Source organism: Pseudomonas sp. W15Feb34, assembly GCF_023127765.1.
Lineage (GTDB): Bacteria > Pseudomonadota > Gammaproteobacteria > Pseudomonadales > Pseudomonadaceae > Aquipseudomonas > Aquipseudomonas synxantha_A.
On sequence record NZ_SPKN01000007.1, the window covers coordinates 1 to 19,130 of the forward strand.

Genomic DNA, 19,130 nt, shown 5'->3' on the forward strand with positions numbered 1-19,130 from the left:
GTGCCAAGTCGGAGATTTACCAGATCATCCATAACCTGGCGGCCAGCGGCATAGCGGTGATCGTGGTGTCCAGCGACCTGATGGAGGTGATGGGCATTTCCGACCGCATCCTGGTGCTGTGCGAAGGCGCCATGCGCGGCGAACAACTGCGCGAGCACGCGACTGAATCCAACCTGCTGCAGCTGGCCTTGCCGCGCGGCCTGGCGAACTGAGAGAAGACCATGACCATTCAAAACAACGCGCTGCCTTCGGCACGCAAACCCCTCGATATGCGCGCATTGCTCGACAACTGGGCGATGCTGTTGGCGGCGGTGGGCATCTTCGTGCTGTGCGCGCTGCTGATCGATAACTTCCTCTCGCCACTGAATATGCGTGGGCTGGGCTTGGCGATATCCACGGTGGGCATTGCTGCGTGCACCATGCTGTTCTGCCTGGCGTCGGGGCACTTCGACTTGTCGGTGGGCTCGGTGATCGCATGTGCCGGTGTGGTGGCGGCGATTGTGATGCGCGATACCGACAGCGTGATGCTGGGCATCGGCGCTGCATTGTTGATGGGCCTGATGGTGGGGCTGATCAACGGCATCGTGATCGCCAAGCTGCGCGTCAATGCCTTGATCACCACCCTGGCGACCATGCAGATCGTGCGCGGCCTGGCGTACATCTTCGCCGACGGCAAAGCGGTGGGTGTGTCTCAGGAACAGTTCTTTGTGTTCGGCAACGGCCAGTTGTTCGGTGTGCCGGTGCCGATCCTGATCACCATCGTGTGCTTTCTGTTTTTTGGTTGGCTGCTCAACTACACCACTTACGGGCGCAACACGATGGCCATCGGCGGCAACCCGGAAGCTGCGTTGTTGGCGGGGGTGAACGTTGATCGCACCAAGATATTGATCTTCGCCGTGCACGGCCTGATCGGCGCCCTGGCTGGAGTGATCCTGGCGTCACGCATGACCTCGGGCCAGCCGATGATCGGCCAAGGCTTCGAGCTCACAGTGATTTCGGCTTGTGTGCTGGGCGGCGTATCCCTGAGTGGCGGCATCGGCATGATCCGCCATGTGATTGCCGGGGTGTTGATCCTGGCGATCATTGAGAATGCAATGAACCTGAAGAACATCGACACGTTTTACCAGTACGTGATTCGCGGTTCGATCCTGCTTTTGGCCGTTGTTATTGACCGTATGAAACAACGTTGATTCAAGCCTTCGGGAGATCAAATATGGAAGGGCGGTGCGACGATTCGACTTGCTCGCGAAGGCGGCCTCAGGGCCGACCGGGGTGTTGGATCAGACTGAGTACATATCCGTTCTTTGGGTAACGGCCGCTATGGGTTCCGCCCTTACGGCGGCTCACTTTTGAACAGCGCAAAAGTAATCAAAACGCTCTTGCCCCACCACTCGGCACCTCGCTTAGGCTCGGTGTGCCCGAATCCGCCATGGATTTGGGGGGCCGCCGCCACGCGCCATCCATGGCGCGGGGCGGCTAAAACCGGCATCCCTGCCGGTTTACCCCCCAAATCCCTGTCGAATTCCGGCCAGCGTGGTTTGACGGGGCGCCTGAGATCAAAAGCAGATCAAGATCAAGAGCGGCTCGCTTCGCATCGTAGATACCTGTGCTCCCACATGTTCACCGAGCACGGCCCATCCAGACGGGTGGGTGGGTGCCAAGGCCGTTACGAAATCAAGCTTGCCCCTGCCTGACCAAATCCACTGCCACGCTTCAAGCGACCAACGGGGGCTTGCGTCACCTCTGTTTAATTGTTAGCTTCTGGCAAAATGTTAACGATAACATTTGCTCTAACAATAAAAACAAAACAGAGACTCACGCCATGAAAATGCTCCCAAAAACCCTGTGTTTACTGGCTGTCGGCATCACCTTCGGTACTCAAGCCTTTGCCGCCACACCGCCCGCGCCCATTCGTATCGGCGCCTCCTTCCAGGAAATCAACAACCCCTATTTCGTCACCATGAAAAACGCTCTGGAAGAAGCCGGCGCGACCATCGGTGCGAAGCTGATCATCACCGACGCCCGCCACGACGTGTCCAAGCAGGTCAGTGACGTCGAAGACATGCTGCAAAAAGGCATCGATATCCTGCTGATCAACCCTACCGATTCGGTCGGCGTGCAGTCCGCCGTCAAGTCGGCCCACGCCGCAGGCGTCGTGGTGGTGGCGGTGGATGCCCAGGCGGACGGCCCGCTGGATTCGTTCGTGGGCTCGAAGAACTTCGACGCGGGCTTCCAGGCGTGTGAATACCTGGCGAAGACCATCGGTGGCAAAGGCAATATCGCCATCCTCGACGGCATCGCCGTGGTGCCGATTCTCGAACGTGTGCGCGGTTGCAAAGAGGCGGTGGCCAAGCACCCGGACATCAAGATCGTCAGCATCCAGAACGGCAAGCAGGAGCGTGACCAGGCGCTGACCGTGACCGAAAACATGCTGCAGGCCCAGCCGACCCTCAAGGGTATTTTCAGCGTGAATGACAACGGCTCCCTCGGTGCGCTCTCGGCCATCGAAGCCAGCGGCATGGACGTGAAACTGGTGAGCGTCGACGGTGCGCCGGAAGCGATCAAGGCGATCCAGAAACCCGGCAGCCATTTCATCGCCACCTCGGCCCAGTACCCCCGCGACCAGATCCGCCTCGCCCTGGGCATTGCCCTGGCCAAAAAGTGGGGCTCTCAAGTCCCGGCCAGCGTGCCGGTGGACATCACCTTGATCGACCAGGCCAAGGCCAGGGACTTCAGCTGGTAAATCCCCAGGCCCCACGCAAACCGTGGGGCCCAGGTCTTCCTTCTGAGCGCGAGGTCGGCGGTATGAGCAGTCTTCTGAAGCTGGAAAACATCTGTAAGCGTTACCCGGGGGTCCAGGCCCTCAAGTCCATCAACCTGCAAGTGGAACGTGGCGAAATCCATGCCTTGCTGGGGGAAAATGGCGCGGGCAAATCCACCCTGATGAAGATCCTCGGCGGCGTCGAGCATCAGGACGAAGGGCAGATCCTCATCGACGGCCAGGCCCGGCAATTTGCGACTTACCGTGACGCGATTGCCGCCGGTATCGGCATCGTGTTCCAGGAATTCAGCCTGATTCCCTACCTCACAGCCGTAGAAAACATCTTCCTCGGCCATGAGTTGAGCAACCGTTTCGGCCTGTTGCGCAAGCGCGAAATGGTCGAGGCGGCGCAGGCGTTGTTCCAGCGTCTCGGGGTGAGTATCGACCTGCATTGCGCGGTCAAGCACCTGAGCGTAGCTGAGCAGCAGTTCGTCGAAATCGCCAAGGCCCTGGCTCTGGATGCGCGCTTGCTGGTACTCGATGAACCGACCGCAACCCTGACCCCCAGCGAAGCCGAGCTGCTGTTCGAGATCATGCGCGAACTCAAGCGCCAGGGCGTGGCGGTGATTTTTATCTCGCACCATCTGGAAGAGATTTTCCAGGTCTGTGACCGCATCAGCGTGCTGCGCGACGGCGGCAATGTGGGCGTCACCGACGTGGCCGACAGCGATATCGACCGCCTGGTGGAGATGATGGTGGGGCGCCGCCTGGAGTGCAGTTTCCCGCCCAAGCCCACTTGCGAGCGCGGCCCGCTGTTGCTGGAGGTCAAAGACATCCAGCTGGTGCGCAATGGCCCACACAACAGCTTCCAACTGCACAAGGGCGAAATCCTGGGCTTTGCCGGGCTGGTGGGGTCGGGCCGTACCGAATTGGCCCTGGGCATGATGGGGGCGCTGCCGTCGGTGAGCAAAGAGGTGTGGCTGCGCGGCGAAAAAATCAGCCTTGACGACCCAGCCCAAGCCTTGGCGCACGGCATCGGCCTGCTGCCGGAAAGTCGCAAGAGCGAAGGGCTGATCACCGATTTCAGCATTCGCGAAAACATCTCCCTGAACAACCTGCCCAAATATCAGAACGCCTCGGGTTTGATCGACAAGGCCAAGGAGTGCGCCAGCGTCGAAGCGCTGATGCGCCAGCTGTCGATCAAGGCGCCCAGCGGCGAAAGTCGCGTGCTTAACCTCAGCGGCGGCAATCAGCAAAAAGTCGTGATCGCGCGCTGGATCAACCACCACTGCGAGGTGCTGGTGTTCGACGAGCCCACCCGCGGCATCGACGTCGGCGCCAAGGCGCAGATCTACGCGCTGATGCGCAGCCTCACCGAACAAGGCTACGCAATCATTATGATTTCCTCCGAATTGCCCGAAGTCATCGGCATGTGCGACCGCGTCGCCGTGTTCCACAAGGGCGCGATCGTCAAGGTCCTGGAAGCGTCCGCCGTCAATCCTCAAGAGGTCATGCGCCATGCAACAGGGGGCTCAAGTGAATACGTCCATTAACACCGCCGGCACCGGCCGGTTGCGCCTGAACCTGGCGCGGCTGCTGCGTTCGCCGGCGTTTTATCCCTTTGTCGGGCTGGTGGTGGTGACCCTGGTGATGATCCTCGCCAGTGACACCTTCCTCACCGCCAGCAACCTTTCCAATATCGCTCGCCAGGTATCGATCAACGCGATCATCGCGGTGGGCATGACCTGCGTGATTCTTACCGGTGGCATCGATTTGTCGGTGGGGCCGGTGATGGCGTTATCCGGCACGCTCACGGCCGGTTTGATGGTGGCCGGCGTGCCGCCCGGCCTGGCGATTGGCGCCGGGTTGCTGGTAGGCGTGGCGTTCGGCATCGGCAACGGGCTGTTCGTGGCTTACCTGCACATGCCACCGATCATCGTCACGCTGGCGACCATGGGCATCGCCCGTGGGTTCGGGCTGATGTACACCGACGGCTACCCGATTTCCGGGCTGCCGGAGTGGTTCGCCTTTTTCGGGCGCGGCAGCGTGTTCGGTATGCAGGTGCCGATCCTGATCATGTTGCTCACTTACCTGGCCGCCTATGTGTTGCTGCAACACACGCGTATAGGCCGCTACATCTACGCCATCGGCGGCAATGAAGAAGCGGTGCGTTTGTCCGGGGTGCGTGCGGCGCGCTTCAAGCTGCTGGTGTACGGCATCAGTGGCCTGACCGCGGCGATAGCCGGGCTGGTGCTCACCTCGCGGCTGATGAGCGGCCAGCCCAATGCCGGTGTGTCGTTCGAGCTTGATGCGATTGCCGCCGTGGTACTCGGCGGTGCATCGATCGCCGGCGGGCGCGGGGTGATCGTCGGCACCTTGCTTGGCGCCATGCTGCTGGGCGTGTTGAACAACGGCTTGAACATGCTTGGCGTGTCGCCCTACGTCCAAAGTGTGATCAAGGGCGGGATCATTTTGCTGGCGATCTTTATCAGCCGTCAGCGCCATCGATAAATACCTCACTACACAGGATCGAACACCATGGACAAGCACACCCACATGCAAGCCGTCGTCTGCCACGGCCCGAAAGACTACCGCCTGGAACGCATCGGCAAACCCCAGGCCCGCGCCAATGAGTTAGTGATTCGCATCGCTGCCTGCGGTATCTGCGCCAGTGACTGCAAGTGCCACTCCGGCGCTGCGATGTTCTGGGGCGGTGACAACCCCTGGGTCAAGGCGCCGGTGGTGCCGGGGCATGAATTTTTCGGCTACGTGGTGGAGGCGGGCGAGGGCGCCGAGGAACACTTCGAGGTCAAGGTCGGTGACAAGGTCATCGCCGAACAGATCGTGCCGTGCGGCAAGTGCCGTTTCTGCAAATCGGGCAAATACTGGATGTGCGAAGTGCACAATATTTTCGGCTTCCAGCGTGAAGTGGCCGAAGGCGGCATGGCCCAGTACATGCGTATTCCCAAGACTGCCATCGTGCACAAGATCCCTGAGGCGGTGTCCCTGGAAGACTCGGCCCTGGTGGAGCCCATGGCCTGCTCGATCCACACCGTGAACCGCGGCGACATCCAGCTCGATGACGTGGTGGTGATTGCCGGCGCGGGCACCCTCGGTCTGTGCATGGTCCAGGTGGCGGCGCTGAAGACCCCGAAAAAACTGGTGGTGATTGACATGGTCGACGCGCGCCTGGAACTGGCCAAGCAATTCGGCGCCGATGTGGTGATCAATCCCGCCCGTGACAACGCCCGCGAGATCATCAATGGCCTCACCGACAACTATGGTTGCGATGTCTACATCGAGACCACGGGGGTACCGGCCGGCGTCACCCAGGGCCTGGACCTGATCCGCAAGCTTGGGCGGTTTGTGGAGTTCAGCGTGTTTGGCGCCGAGACCAGCGTGGACTGGTCGATCATCGGCGACCGCAAGGAACTCGACGTACGCGGCGCGCACCTGGGGCCGTATTGCTACCCGATTGCCATCGACCTGTTCGAGCGTGGCCTGGTCACGTCCAAAGGCATCGTCACCCACGATTTCCCGCTGGACGACTGGGCCGAAGCGTTCGAACTGGCGAACTCGACCAAGTCGATCAAGGTGCTGTTGAAACCGGTGCTGCCCGCCCATGAGTAACAACATGAACTACGTCATGGGTGTCGACATCGGCACCCAGAGCACCAAGGCGCTGCTGGTGGATGCCCAAGGCACGATCATTGCCCAGCACAGCCAGGGCTATCGCGTGGATACCCCCAAAGTGCGCTGGGCCGAGCAATGGCCGCAGGTGTGGCTGGACGCTGTGCAAGCCTGCGTTGCCCAGTGCATGGCCAAGGCTGGCGTGCCGGCGGGGCAGGTCAAGGCGCTGTGCATCAGCAGCCTGTACGGCGGCTCGGGGATTGCCGTGGATGCGCAGATGACACCGTTGCACCCGTGCCTGATCTGGATGGACCGCCGCGCTGGCGAGCAGGTCGAGTGGGTGCGTGAGCATGTGGATCTGGAGCGGCTGTTCGCGGTCACCGGTAACTCGGTGGACAGCTACTACGGTTTCACCAAAATGCTCTGGCTCAAGCAGCATCAACCGCAAGTGTGGGCGAACACTCGCTACTTGCTGCCGCCCAACAGCTACATCAACTGGTGCCTGACCGGTGAGTTGGCGGTGGACCACAGCAGCGCCGGCAATATCGGCGGTGTCTACGATGTGGCGGCGCGCAACTGGTCAGGCGAGATGCTGGATGCGCTGGGTATCGCGCGGTCGATGATGCCCGAGCGCTTGGTGTATTCCGGTGAGGTGGTGGGTGGTTTGCTCGCAGACTGGGCCACTCGCCTGGGCTTGCAGGCGGGCACGCCCATCCTGGCCGGTGGCGTGGACGCGGCCATGGCCACTCTGGCCGCAGGCGTCACCCAGCCGGGTAATCATGTGGCGATGATCGGCACCAGCATGTGCTGGGGTTACCTCAACCAGCAAGTGGATGCGCACCACGGCCTGGTGAGCATGCCGCATGTCTATAACGGCCACCGCGACCTGTACATCTTCGGCGGTGCGATCACCGCCGGAGCGTCGGTCAGTTGGTTTCGCGAGCAGTTCTGCCAGGCCGAAGAGCAGCAGGCCCAGGCAACCGGGCAAGACAGCCTGGTGCTGCTGGAGCAGAGTGCCAGGAAGATCCCGGCGGGCAGTGAAGGTGTGGTGTTCCTGCCGTACCTGATGGGCGAGCGCAGCCCGGTATGGGACGACCGCGCCAGCGGCAGTTTTGTCGGGCTGAACCTGTATCACAGCCGCATTCACCTGTACCGCGCGGTGCTGGAGGGTGTGAGTTTTGCCCTGCGCCACAATATCGAAGCGGGCACCCAGGGCGCGCATTCCCTTGACCCGCGTTTGATCGTGGTGGGTGGGGCCAGCCATTCGGATTTGTGGATGCAGATCATTGCCGATGTCACCCGCTACCCGGTGTACACCATTGTCCAGGAGGTTGAAGCGGCTTTGGGCGCGGCGTTGCTGGCGGCGCATTCGGTGGGGTTGGTCAGTGATGAGGCGATGGACACAGGCTGGGTGCAACTGGAGCAACGGGCGCAGCCCAAGCGCGAGAATGTCATGGCCTATGACCGGGCGTTTACCGAGTACCTGAAGCTGTATCCGGCCCTGAAACCGATCATGCACAACCTGCAAGCTACCTGACTCAACACGGTTAAAAATGGGGGAGGGGGCTTGCTCCCGATGGCGGTGTATCAGTCAGCTTATCTGTAGCTGACACACCGCCATCGGGAGCAAGCCCCCTCCCACAGTGGATCTTCATTGTTCTTGAGATTTTATCTATGAACGCAGTCTTCAACTTCACCCACCAGCGCATCCTCGTCACTGGCGCCAGCAGTGGTATCGGTCGCGAAATCGCCCGGCAGCTGATCAACAGCGGCGCCGAAGTCTTTGCCCTTGGTCGCGACGCCCAAGCCTTGGCCGAACTGGGCTGCTACTCCCTCTGTGTGGACATTGCCGACAGCGCAGCCCTCAATAAAGCGCTGCAAGACCTGCCGCCCCTGCACGGCCTGGTCAACTGCGCCGGCATCTCGCGCCTGGAGCCCGCCGCCGCGATCAGCGCCGAGGCTTTCGACCAGGTAATGAACGTTAACGCCCGTGCCGCCGCCCTGGTGGCCAGCCGTGTCGCGGCCAAGATGATCGCGGCAAACATTCCCGGCAGTATCGTCAACGTCTCCAGCCAGGCGTCGTTGGTGGCGCTGGACGACCATCTCGGTTACTGCGCCTCCAAGGCCGCCCTGGATGCGATCACCCGCGTGCAATGCGCCGAATGGGGCCGCTTTGGTATTCGGGTAAACAGCGTCAACCCCACGGTGACGCTTACGCCGATGGCAACCATGGCCTGGTCCGAGCCGGCTAAGCGCGATCCGGCATTGGCGGCAATTCCCCTGGGGCGTTTTGCGCAACCCTCGGAAGTGGCGTTGCCGGTGCTGTTCCTGCTCAGCGATGCCGCCAGCATGATCAGCGGCGTCAGCCTGCCCATCGACGGCGGTTACACCAGCCGCTAGCCGTTCTCCAACTGGCCGGCGATGACCACCTTGTCCCGCGGCTTGTACGGATCTTCCAGGCGATCGAGCAGCAAACGTACCGCGCTGCTGCCAGCCAGTGACGCGTCGTGGGCCACGCAGGCGATCGGCACGCCAAAGATATCGGCGAAGGGCAGGCGGTCGATGCCGCAGATGGTCAGGCTGTCATGGGGGATGTTGTGCATGCGCAGTGCGCGCAGGGCGCCGAGGGTGATCAACTGGTTAAAACCCATGATCGCGTCCGGCGCCGAATGTTCGGCGAGGTAGTCCAGGGTGTGCAGGTAGGATGGCATCAGCGTGTAGTCGCCCGCCTGCACTTCAACGTGCACCTGGGGATGCTCGGCCAGCACTTCGCGCAAGCCTTTGAGGCGCTCCACGGTGATGCGCGAGTGCTCGGGGCCAGTCAGCACCAGCAGGCGCTTGAGGTGCGGCGTCTGGCGCAACAAGTAGTGCGCGGCCTGGATGCCGCTGTGGTAGTTGTCGAGCACCACGCGGCTGAACGGGCTGTCGTGGATCGTGCGATCCAGCAGCACCACAGGGGTCTTGCCGTTACCCAGGCGTTCCAGGTAGTCGGGCTGGTAGTTCGGCTCATCGGAGACCGGCGACAGGATGATCCCCGCCACGCGGTAACCCAGCAGCGTATCGACCGCCTTGCTTTCCAGTTCTTCCAGTTCGTCGGTGTCCACCAGCATGATGGTGTACCCGTGTTGTTTCGCCTCGCGGGAAATGGCCTTGATCATTTCGCTGTAGAACGGGTTGTCCACCGAGGCGGTGATCACGCCGATGATCAGGCTTTCACTGCGCTTGAGCCCGCGCGCGAAGGCGTTGGGCACGTAGTCGAGTTCGCGTGCCACTTCGAGGATGCGCGCCAGGGTGGCGGGTTTTACCAGGTCAGGTTTGCTCAGCGCCCGGGACACGGTGATGGTGGTCATGCCGACCCGTTTGGCAATGTCGCTGATGGTGACGGACTTTTTCTTGTTCATCGGTAAGGCTGCGAGAGGACACATCAGCAGGCTAGCATGTGTGCAGGCCCAGTGTGATTCAAATCAGCGGGTCCCAGCGTTGCGACCAGTCACCTTCAGCCTTGACCACCTCGCGCAGCAACGCCAGCGCCTGCTGCAACACCGCCGAATCCCGCGCCCGCGAATACACCAGGTAAGTCGGGAAACTGAACTCCGGCGCCTTGGGCACGCGCTGCATCACGCCACTGTCCAGATAGCTTTGCACCACCCGCGTGCGGAAATACCCGGCGCCGCCGTTTTCCAGGATGTACTGCAGCGCCAATGGGCCCAGGTTGAAACTCACGGCGGCACGTGCGCGGTCGGGCAGGGCGGCGTCATGCTGCTGGCGGAAACCCTGGCCCCAGTCGATATACACATAGGGCTCGGGTTTGCTCGCCAATTGCACCAGGATCAGTTTTTCTTCCAGCACTTGCTCTACCTGCAAACCTGGCCAGTACTGCGGCTGAAACACCAGCGCGGCATCGAGCACGCCCAACTCCAGTTGACGCAACAGGTACTCGCCCTCGCGAATTTCGGTACGCAGTGCATGTCCGGGAATATGCTCGCGCAGCGCCTTGGCCCAACCGAGCATCAGCGGGTTGCACAGGCTGACCTCACCGCCGATATGCAGCACATTGCGATAGCCATCGGGTAACGGCAGGTCACGGCGCGCCGCTTCCCAGGTTTGCAGCAGCTGGTTGGCGTACACCACAAAGGCCTCGCCATCGGCGGTCAGGCGTGCACCGGCACGGTTGCGGATAAACAGCGTGCTGCCCAACTGGCTCTCCAGGTTCTTGACCCGGGCGGTGATGGCGGTCTGGGTGACGTGCAGTTTCTCCGCCGCTGCGGCGAGGCTGCCGCAGCGGGTGATTTCGAGGAAGGTGCGTGCCAGTTCGATGTCCATGAAGCCCCCCGGAAGAAGAATGGAGGGCATTGTAGTGGAATGCGGTAAAAACTGTGGGAGGGGGCATGCCTCCCACAGTTTCGATTGAATCTCAGCTCAGGGTTTCAGGTGCTTGCAAATGCTCGGTAGGGAAGGCTTTTGCATAGGCATGACACACCCTCAACACCTGCTCATCGGCAAACCGAGCAGCCACCACATGCAACCCCACCGGCAAACCATTGGCGGCCAACCCGCACGGCACCGACGCAGCCGGTTGCTGGGTGAGGTTGAAGGGGTAGCTGAACGGCGTCCATTCCATCCACTCGTTCATCCCCGAGCCGGGCGGTACGTTGTGCCCGGCTTCGAACGCGGTAATCGGCATCATCGGCGATACCAGCACGTCGTAGTGCTCATGGAACGCCGCCATGCGCGCGACCAGTGCGGCGCGCGCTTCCAGGGCGGCGTTGAAGTCGTCCAGGCTCAGACGCTCGCCCCGTTGCGCAATACGCAGCAGCCCCGGGTCCAGCAGTTGCTTTTGCGCGTCGCTCATGGAGCCGGTCAGGCGTGCAGCGCCGGCGGCCCACAGGGTGCTGAACACCTCAAGCGGGTCGCTGAAACCCGGGTCGATCTGCTCTACATGAGCGCCCAATTGCACCAGGTCTTCCACGGCCTGGGCGACGACCTTGGCGACTTGCGGGTCGACATCCACATAGCCGAATGTCGGGCTATAAGCCACGCGCAAGCCCTTCAGATCCGCCCCTGGGGTGAGCCAGGGCGTGGTCCTTGGCGCCCCGATCAGGCCATCGCGCACATCCATTTGTGCCACGGTCTGTAGCATCAGCACGCTGTCTTCCACCGTGCGGGTCATGGGCCCCAGGTGCGACAGGATGGTCATGGAGCTGGCCGGCCACTGCGGCACATAACCGAAGGTCGGCTTGATCCCGAACGTGCCGGTGAACGCACACGGGATGCGAATCGAACCGCCCGCATCGCTGCCCTGGTGCAACACGCCGAGGTTCAACGCCGCCGCCGCCCCGGCGCCGCCGGACGAACCGCCCGCCGTGGTGCGGGTATCCCATGGGTTGCGGGTGATGCCGTACAGTGGGTTGTCGGTGACGCCTTTCCAGCCGAACTCGGGGGTGGTGGTCTTGCCCAGCAGCACCGCGCCAGCCTTGCGCATGAAGTGCGAGAAGGGCGCGTCCACATTCCAAGGCCCCTCGGCGGATGAGGTGCGCGAGCCCTTGCGCGTGGGCATGCCGAGGGTCAGCGTGAGGTCTTTTATCGACGCTGGTACGCCATCCAGGGCGCCGCAAGGGGCACTTTTTAACCAACGTTGTTCCGAGGCCCGCGCCGCGTTCAATGCACCCTCAGGATCGACATGGCAGTAGGCGTTCACCACCGGGTTGTAGCGTTCGATGCGCAGTAACGCATCTTCGGTGACCTCTACCGGTGACAAGCTCTTGTCGCGATAATGCTTGAGCAGTTGCACCGCCGTCAGTTGGCCGATCTCACTCATGCTTGAACTCCCTGCGCCGCATTGACCATGGCCCGCAGCAACACCGCGCAGCCAGCCGCCAGATCATCCGGCGCGGCGTTTTCGATTTCGTTATGGCTGATGCCGCCTTCGCATGGCACAAAGATCATCCCGGCCGGGCCCAGTTCGGCGACGAAAATCGCGTCATGCCCGGCGCCGCTGACGATGTCCATATGGCTCAAGCCCAAGGCTCTCGCGCCATCGCGCACGGCATTGACGCAGTCCGGGTGGAAGTCCAGCGGCGGGAAGTCGGCGGTGGGCGTCAGTTCAAAGGTCAAGCCGTGTCGGGCGGCCGTGGTTTCGATCACTGCGCGTACTTCATCGACCATGGCTTGCAGTTTGTCCCCATGCAGGTGACGCAAGTCGATGGTCATCTGCACCTGGCCGGGAATCACATTGCGCGAACCCGGGTGCAGGCTCAGGCAACCAACGGTGCCGCAGGCATGGGGCTGTTGATGATGGGCGATACGGTTGACCGCGCTGACCACCTCGGCGGCGCCGACCAGGGCGTCCTTGCGCAGGTGCATCGGTGTGGGGCCGGCGTGGGCTTCGACGCCGGTGAGGGTCAGGTCGAACCATTTCTGGCCCAGGCAGCCCATGACCACGCCGATAGTGGTGGCCTGGTCTTCCAGTACCGGGCCTTGCTCTATATGGGCTTCGAAGTAGGCCCCGACCGGATGGCCCAGAACCGCACGGGAACCGGCATAGCCAATGCGCTGTAATTCGGCACCTACTGACAGGCCCTGGTCGTCGCATTTGTCGAGGGTGTCCTGCAAGTCGAACTTCCCGGCAAACACCCCGGAACCCATCATGCACGGCGGGAAGCGCGAGCCTTCTTCGTTGGTCCACACCACCACTTCAATCGGCGCCTGGGTCTGGATCTGCAAGTCATTCAAGGTACGGATCACTTCCAGCCCGGCCATCACCCCGTAGCAGCCGTCGAACTTGCCGCCGGTGGGTTGGGTGTCGATGTGGCTGCCGGTCATCACCGGGGGCAGGGCGGGGTTACGTCCGGCACGACGCGCAAAGATATTGCCGATGGCGTCGACAGTGACGCTGCACCCAGCCGCTTCGCACCACTGCACAAACAGGTCGCGGGCCTGGCGGTCCAGATCGGTGAGGGCCAGGCGACACACGCCACCCTTGGCCGTGGCGCCGAGTCGGGCCAGGTCCATCAGCGATTGCCACAGGCGGTCACGGTTGATCAGCGGGGCGTTGCTCTGGAGCGGTTGCGCAACACTATTCATCAGAGATCTCCAGTCAGGCACTCAAGGCCAGATAACGGTTCTTGATCGACGGGTCGGCACGGAAGTCAGCAGCGCTGCCTTCGTACACCACGCGGCCCTGTTCGAGTACGTAATGGCGGTCGGCGAGTTTGTCGCAGACCATCAGGTTCTGCTCCACCAGCAGCACCGGCAGGCCGTCGTCCTTGACCTTGCGCAGGATCTTCACCAGCTCGTCGACAATCACCGGGGCCAAGCCCTCGGTGGGTTCGTCGAGGATCAGCAGCTTGGGGTCGTTGAGCAGGGCGCGGGCGATGGCAAGCATTTGCTGTTCGCCACCGGACAACGCATGGCCGGCGTTTTTGCGCCGTTCCTTGAGGCGCGGGAACATGGCGTATACATCGTCCAGTTGCCAACGGCTGCTTTTGCGTACGGCGATGCGCAGGTTTTCCTCGACGCTGAGCAGGCGGAAAATCCCGCGGTTCTCCGGCACCAGTGCCAAGCCCTGGCGTGCAATTTCAAAGATTTTCTGCCCCACCAGCGCCTGGCCATTGAAGTGAATCTGGCCCTGACGCGGGCAAATGATGCCGAGGATGCTGCGCAGGGTGGTGGTCTTGCCGGCGCCATTGCGACCCAGCAGGGTCACCAGTTCGCCAGGGTTGACGGTCAATGACACGCCCTCCAGCACATGGCTCTTGTCGTAGTAGGAATGGATATTCTCGACGATCAGCATCAGGCGGCCTCCCCAAGGTATGCAGTGCGCACACGTTCATCGGCACGCACGAAATCTGGCGTGCCTTCCACCAGGATCTGGCCGTGGCTCATCACCGTGATGCGTTGGCTGATGGACATGACAATGCTCATGTTGTGTTCGATCAACAGCACCGTGTGGTCGCGGCCCAGGTCGCTGATCAATTGGGTCATGATCGGGATATCATCGATGCCCATGCCCGAGGTCGGTTCGTCGAGCATCAACAGTTTCGGTTTGGAGCAGATCGACATGCCCACCTCCAGCACCCTTTGCTGGCCGTGGGACAACTCGCCGGCCAGGGTGTCGGCGCGGGCAGTGAGTTGCAGGCGCTCAAGGACCTGGTCGGCCATCTCCAGGTGTTCGCGCTTGCTGTCCACTCGGCGCCAGAAGTTCAAGGCACGGGCGCCATCGCGGCCCTGGGCGGCCAGGCGCAGGTTTTCGCGCACGCTGAGGTTCTGGAACAGGCTGGTGAGCTGGAACGAACGCGCCATGCCCAGGCCGACGCGGGCATGGGCGGGTTTGCGCATCAGGTTGTTGCCGTCGAAATGGATCGCTCCGGCAGTGGCCTGGCGCTCGCCTGTCAGGCAATGAAACAGACTGGTCTTGCCAGCGCCATTGGGGCCGATAATGGTGTGGATAGTGCCGGCCTCGACCTTGAGGTTGACGCCATTGACCGCACGGAACGCGCCATAGGCCAGTTCCAGGTGTTGGGTTTCCAGCAGGATGCTCATAGCCCTGGCTCCTTGGCGACGACCGCGCTTTTGCGCGTACCGCGCACCTTCTCGAACAGCGACGCCAGGCCGCCCCACAAACCGCCACGCATGAAGATCACCACCAGGATCAGGATCACCCCCAGCAGCATCAGCCAGCGCGGCCACAGGTCGGAGAGGAAATCCCCCAGCAGCACAATGGAGCCGGCGCCCAGCAATGAGCCGAACAACGAGCCAGTGCCGCCGACGATGGTCATGATCAGAATGTTCTCGGACATCGCCAGGTCAATATTGGACAGTGGCACAAAGTGCAGCAGCATGGCGTACAGCGCCCCGGCAATCCCGGTGACCGCCCCGGACAGCACGAACACCAGGATCTTGAAGTGCCGCGTGTCGTAGCCGATGGCCGAGGCACGTGTCTCGTTTTCACGGATCGCCATCAGCGTGCTGCCGAACGGCGAAGCGATCACCCGGCGAGCGCCGATAAAGATCAGCAGGAACAGCACCGCGACAAATCCATAGAAGGCACGGGCATCGGCCAAGGACAACAGCACGGTTTCACCCACACGGATTTCCGGGCGCGGCACGCTGAGCAGGCCGTTGTCGCCGCCGGTCCAGTCGCTCAGGGTGTAGGCGACGAAATAGGCCATCTGGCTGAACGCCAGCGTGAGCATCACGAAGTAAATGCCGGTGCGCCGAATCGCCAGGGCGCCCACCAGCAATGCCAGGAAACCGCCGGCGATGGCGGCACCCAGCAGTGCGGTGAACAACCCCAGTTGCAGGTGGATCATCAGCAACGCCGCGCAGTAGGCGCCGGCCCCGAAGAAGATGCCTTGGCCGAATGACAGCAAGCCGGTGTAGCCCAACAACAGGTTGCAGGCCAGGGCGGCCATGGCAAAGATCAGGATCTCGGTGGCCAGGGTTGCCGAGGGCAGTATCAGCGGCAGGCCGATCAGCACCGCCAATACCCATAGCAGCATCGCTTTGGATTGGGTCTTGGCAAACGGCAGGGGGTTTTTCTCGCTCATTTCAGGCTCTCCCGAACAGGCCGTAGGGGCGGACCAGAATCACCACGGCCATCGCGCCGTAGATCATCAGGCTCGCACCCTGGGGCCAGAGTGTGGTCATCAGGCTTTGCACTACGCCTACCAGCAAACCGCCGACCAGCGCACCGCTGAACGAGCCCATGCCGCCAATCACCACCACCACGAACGCCACCCCGAGAATCTCCGGGCCGACAAAGGGCTGGGCACCACGCAACGGCGCGAACAACACCCCGGCGACACCGGCCAGGGCCACGCCGAGGGCGAAGGTCATGGAGAACAGGCGGAAAATATTGGTGCCCAGCAATGACACGGTTTCAGTGCTCTCACTGCCGGCGCGCACCAGGGCGCCGAAGCGCGTGCGTTCCAGCAGCAGCCACAGACCCAGGCCGATCAGCCCGGAAAACACGATGAGAAACAGGCGGTAGTAGGGATAGACAAAATCCCCCACCACCAGCACGCCGCGCAGCAACTCCGGTACGGCGACACTTTTGCCCACCGGGCCCCAGATCATCACGCTGGCTTCCTGGATAATCAGCGCGATCCCCAGGGTTACCAGAATCTGGAACATGTGCGGCAAGTGGTAGATCCGCTGGATCAGCACACGCTCGATCACCCAGGCCAGCGCAGCCACCACCAGCGGCGCGACGAGCAGCGCCAGCCAGAAGCTGCCGGTGAGGCTCACGGCGGTGTAGCAGATGTAGGCGCCCAGCAGGAAAAACGCGCCGTGGGCGAAGTTGACGAAATTGAGCAGGCCGAAAATGATCGTCAGCCCGACCGCGATCAGGAAGTAGATCATCCCCAGCCCAAGGCCGTTGAGAATCTGGAACAGGTACAAATTGAGCATGCAGGAACCCTCTGCAGGCGGCCGCTTGCGCGGCCCTGCGCGACAAAAAGTAAGCAGTCAGCCGAGCGTGCAGCCCGTCGCCTCGACCGGTGGGAACGATTGGCCGGCGCTGAGCACCTTGGCCAGGTCGTCCTTGTCGGTCATGTCGCCGCTGGCCTTGCCGACCAGCAAGTAGTAATCCTTGATCACCTGATGGTCGCCGGCGCGGATCGACTCCTTGCCGGTCGGGCCTTCATAGCTCAAGCCTTGCATGGCCTTGGCCACGGTTGCGCCGTCGAAGCTGCCAGTGGCGATGACGGTGTCGAGCATGACCTTGGTGCTGATGTAGTCGGCGGCCAGCGGGTAGGTGGGGTTGATGCCGTATTTGGCCTGGGTCAGCTTGACCAGTTCGCGGTTGAGTGGCGTATCGACCTGATGCCAGTACTGCGCGCCGAGGTACACACCTTCGAGCACATCGCTGCCCAGTTCCTGGAATTGATCAAGGCCGGCCGACCATACCAGCAGCACCTTCATGCGTTCCTTGATGCCGAAGTTCACCGCCTGGCGCAGGGTGTTGGACGACTGGCTGCCGAAGTTGAGCAGTACCAGCACGTCGGGCCGGGTGGAAATGGCGTTGGTCAGGTAGCCGGAGAATTCCTGCTCCTGCAGCGAGTGGTAGCTGTTGCCGACATGCTCCAGGCCGTGTTCCTTGAGCACGTTCTTTGCGCCTTCGAGCAAGGCTTCGCCGAACACGTATTGCGGCGTGATGGTGTACCAGCGTTTGGCGTCCGGCAGCAGTTTGATCAGCGGTACCATGGTTTCGCGGATCGCGCCGTAGGTGGGCACTGACCAGCGGAAGGTCGCCTTGTTGCAATCCTTGCCGGTGACTTCATCAGCACCCACCGGGGTCATGAAAACGCCGCCGACTTTATCGACTTCCTTGGCCACCGCCAGGGCGGAAGACGACAGTGTGCAGCCCTGGAAGAACCGTGCGCCGTCCTGCGCGATTGCCTCCTGCACCTTGCGCACCGCTTTGCCGGCGTTGCCTTCGGTGTCTATAACCTTGTAGGTGAGCGGGCGGCCGAGGATCTCGGCATGCTGTTGCACGGCCAGGCGCGAACCCATGTCGGCAAATTTGCCATAGCTGGCAAACGCGCCAGACATGGACTTGAGGCCGTAAAAGGTAAAGGGCTCGGCGGCGAAGGCCGAACGCACGCTCAGCGGCAAGCTGAGGGCGGCGGCTGCGGTGAGGCTGGCTTTCAATAACGTACGACGCTGCATGGGGTGACTCCCTGGTTTAGTTATTGGCAGGAGCGGCAAGGGCGATACGGTGGTGCAAGGGCCTGTGGGCAGGCTTGTTATTGGGTAACTCGGTTCAACAGATGGACACGGTCAAATGTGGGAGCTGGCTTGCCTGCGATGCGGGCGCCTCGGTGTTACAGGGGGACCGAGTCGATGCCATCGCAGGCAAGCCAGCTCCCACATGGATCGGGTTTTGTTCCTAACGGTGATCAAACTCCAGAAGGAAGTGCGGGCTGACCTGGCCTTCCAGCGCAGTCATATGGTGTTCGGCATCGCACATATGCTCATGCATCAAACTGCGCACGGCGCTTTCATCCCCGGCACGAAAGGCGATCAGCAGTTGCTTGTGATAGTCGAGGTTGGCCGCGTCGAACTGCTTGCGCTTGGGCTTGTAGGCTTTCTTCAGCACCACCAGGTCGCGCAGCAGGTCGTTGAGAAACTGCGCCATAAAACTCAGCAGCGGGTTGGGGCACGCCCTTGCCAGCAGGTTGTGGAACTCCAGTTCCGCCAGGCGCTGTTCGCGCTGGCCGGCTTCGCTGTCTTCGGGGGCGCTGCAAAAATCCACATTGGCTTGCAGGGCCTGATAGTCGTCTTCGCTCAAGCGCCCGAGCACCGATAGCGCCAGTTCCACTTCGATGACCTTGCGCAACTGATACACCTGCTCGCCATCCAGATGCTGGAAGTGCAGGTAGTTGCGCAAGGCGCGGCTGGCAGGTTCAGTGCCGGCCTGGTTCAGATAAGCCCCGCCACTGGGGCCGGTGCGCGTATTGACCAACCCTTCGACTTCCAATGCCTTGAGCGCTTCGCGTGCCGAGCCCTTGGAGCACTGGAAGCTTTCCATCAGCTCGCGTTCGGTGGGCAAGCGGTCGCCGGGCTTCAAGGCATCGGTGACGATGGAGCGCTTGACCGACTCGACAATCACATCGGACAGCTTCTGGCGTTTGCGGCGTAGCGGGCGAGTCAGCATGGGTTCGATTTATCGTATTAATGCGGATAAATAGCACTTAATAACGATTGCATCGGAGCGTCAACGCAGCGTGTCGTTTTC

At 61.9% G+C, this 19,130-nt stretch carries 17 protein-coding genes and 1 pseudogene; 8 read left to right on the plus strand and 10 right to left on the minus strand.

Annotation, left to right across the window (positions count from 1 at the left end):
- From araG to E4O97_RS03430, 8 genes and pseudogenes are all read left to right on the plus strand, one after another.
- A pseudogene (gene araG / locus E4O97_RS03395) lies at nucleotides 1–212 on the plus strand (L-arabinose ABC transporter ATP-binding protein AraG); the annotation flags it as partial.
- Nucleotides 213–221: 9 nt separating this feature from the next.
- Nucleotides 222–1,190 carry an L-arabinose ABC transporter permease AraH gene (gene araH, locus E4O97_RS03400; protein ID WP_005787495.1) on the plus strand — a complete coding sequence of 323 codons (969 nt, stop codon included), beginning with the start codon at nucleotides 222–224 and terminating at the stop codon, nucleotides 1,188–1,190.
- A gap of 632 nt (nucleotides 1,191–1,822) precedes the next feature.
- A complete protein-coding gene (locus E4O97_RS03405; RefSeq protein WP_194440501.1) occupies nucleotides 1,823–2,743 on the plus strand; it encodes a substrate-binding domain-containing protein in 921 nt (306 codons plus the stop codon).
- Between the two features lie 62 nt (nucleotides 2,744–2,805).
- Nucleotides 2,806–4,314 carry a sugar ABC transporter ATP-binding protein gene (locus tag E4O97_RS03410; protein WP_248160843.1) on the plus strand — a complete coding sequence of 503 codons (1,509 nt, stop codon included), beginning with the start codon at nucleotides 2,806–2,808 and terminating at the stop codon, nucleotides 4,312–4,314.
- Complete coding sequence (locus E4O97_RS03415) at nucleotides 4,280–5,272, plus strand: ribose ABC transporter permease (protein WP_148854168.1); 993 nt, start codon at nucleotides 4,280–4,282, stop codon at nucleotides 5,270–5,272. The genes E4O97_RS03410 and E4O97_RS03415 overlap by 35 nt, the downstream gene beginning before the upstream one ends.
- 27 nt (nucleotides 5,273–5,299) lie before the next feature.
- Nucleotides 5,300–6,391 carry an alcohol dehydrogenase catalytic domain-containing protein gene (locus tag E4O97_RS03420; RefSeq protein WP_032876446.1) on the plus strand — a complete coding sequence of 364 codons (1,092 nt, stop codon included), beginning with the start codon at nucleotides 5,300–5,302 and terminating at the stop codon, nucleotides 6,389–6,391.
- Nucleotides 6,392–6,395: 4 nt separating this feature from the next.
- On the plus strand, nucleotides 6,396–7,928 hold the full coding sequence (locus E4O97_RS03425; RefSeq protein WP_248130967.1) for an FGGY-family carbohydrate kinase: 1,533 nt from the start codon (nucleotides 6,396–6,398) through the stop codon (nucleotides 7,926–7,928).
- 137 nt (nucleotides 7,929–8,065) lie between these two features.
- Nucleotides 8,066–8,791, plus strand: a complete 726-nt coding sequence (locus E4O97_RS03430) for an SDR family oxidoreductase (RefSeq protein WP_248130965.1) — start codon at nucleotides 8,066–8,068, stop codon at nucleotides 8,789–8,791.
- On the opposite strand, the gene E4O97_RS03435 is transcribed toward E4O97_RS03430, so the two are convergent.
- The 10 genes from E4O97_RS03435 to E4O97_RS03480 form a co-directional block, all read right to left on the minus strand.
- Nucleotides 8,788–9,792, minus strand: a complete 1,005-nt coding sequence (locus E4O97_RS03435; protein ID WP_078821059.1) for a LacI family DNA-binding transcriptional regulator — start codon at nucleotides 9,790–9,792, stop codon at nucleotides 8,788–8,790. The genes E4O97_RS03430 and E4O97_RS03435 overlap by 4 nt on opposite strands.
- 58 nt (nucleotides 9,793–9,850) lie before the next feature.
- Complete coding sequence (locus tag E4O97_RS03440; RefSeq protein WP_005787511.1) at nucleotides 9,851–10,714, minus strand: LysR family transcriptional regulator; 864 nt, start codon at nucleotides 10,712–10,714, stop codon at nucleotides 9,851–9,853.
- Between the two features lie 91 nt (nucleotides 10,715–10,805).
- Complete coding sequence (locus E4O97_RS03445) at nucleotides 10,806–12,209, minus strand: amidase (RefSeq protein ID WP_248130963.1); 1,404 nt, start codon at nucleotides 12,207–12,209, stop codon at nucleotides 10,806–10,808.
- On the minus strand, nucleotides 12,206–13,474 hold the full coding sequence (locus E4O97_RS03450) for a Zn-dependent hydrolase (RefSeq protein ID WP_248130961.1): 1,269 nt from the start codon (nucleotides 13,472–13,474) through the stop codon (nucleotides 12,206–12,208). Before E4O97_RS03450 ends, E4O97_RS03445 begins: the two co-directional genes overlap by 4 nt.
- Nucleotides 13,475–13,487: 13 nt before the next feature.
- Entirely contained in the window at nucleotides 13,488–14,183 is a 696-nt protein-coding gene (locus E4O97_RS03455) for an ABC transporter ATP-binding protein (protein ID WP_005787517.1), read from the minus strand.
- Nucleotides 14,183–14,932, minus strand: a complete 750-nt coding sequence (locus tag E4O97_RS03460; protein ID WP_078821062.1) for an ABC transporter ATP-binding protein — start codon at nucleotides 14,930–14,932, stop codon at nucleotides 14,183–14,185. The genes E4O97_RS03455 and E4O97_RS03460 overlap by 1 nt, the downstream gene beginning before the upstream one ends.
- Complete coding sequence (locus tag E4O97_RS03465; RefSeq protein WP_248160844.1) at nucleotides 14,929–15,939, minus strand: branched-chain amino acid ABC transporter permease; 1,011 nt, start codon at nucleotides 15,937–15,939, stop codon at nucleotides 14,929–14,931. Before E4O97_RS03465 ends, E4O97_RS03460 begins: the two co-directional genes overlap by 4 nt.
- A gap of 1 nt (nucleotide 15,940) precedes the next feature.
- Nucleotides 15,941–16,801 carry a branched-chain amino acid ABC transporter permease gene (locus tag E4O97_RS03470; RefSeq protein WP_216091195.1) on the minus strand — a complete coding sequence of 287 codons (861 nt, stop codon included), beginning with the start codon at nucleotides 16,799–16,801 and terminating at the stop codon, nucleotides 15,941–15,943.
- A 57-nt stretch (nucleotides 16,802–16,858) separates the two neighbouring features.
- The gene (locus tag E4O97_RS03475) at nucleotides 16,859–18,061 is read right to left on the minus strand and encodes an ABC transporter substrate-binding protein (protein WP_248090417.1); all 1,203 of its coding nucleotides are present in this window, start codon (nucleotides 18,059–18,061) and stop codon (nucleotides 16,859–16,861) included.
- 220 nt (nucleotides 18,062–18,281) lie between these two features.
- Entirely contained in the window at nucleotides 18,282–19,049 is a 768-nt protein-coding gene (locus E4O97_RS03480) for an FCD domain-containing protein (protein WP_005787529.1), read from the minus strand.
- Between the last annotated feature and the right edge of the window lie 81 nt (nucleotides 19,050–19,130).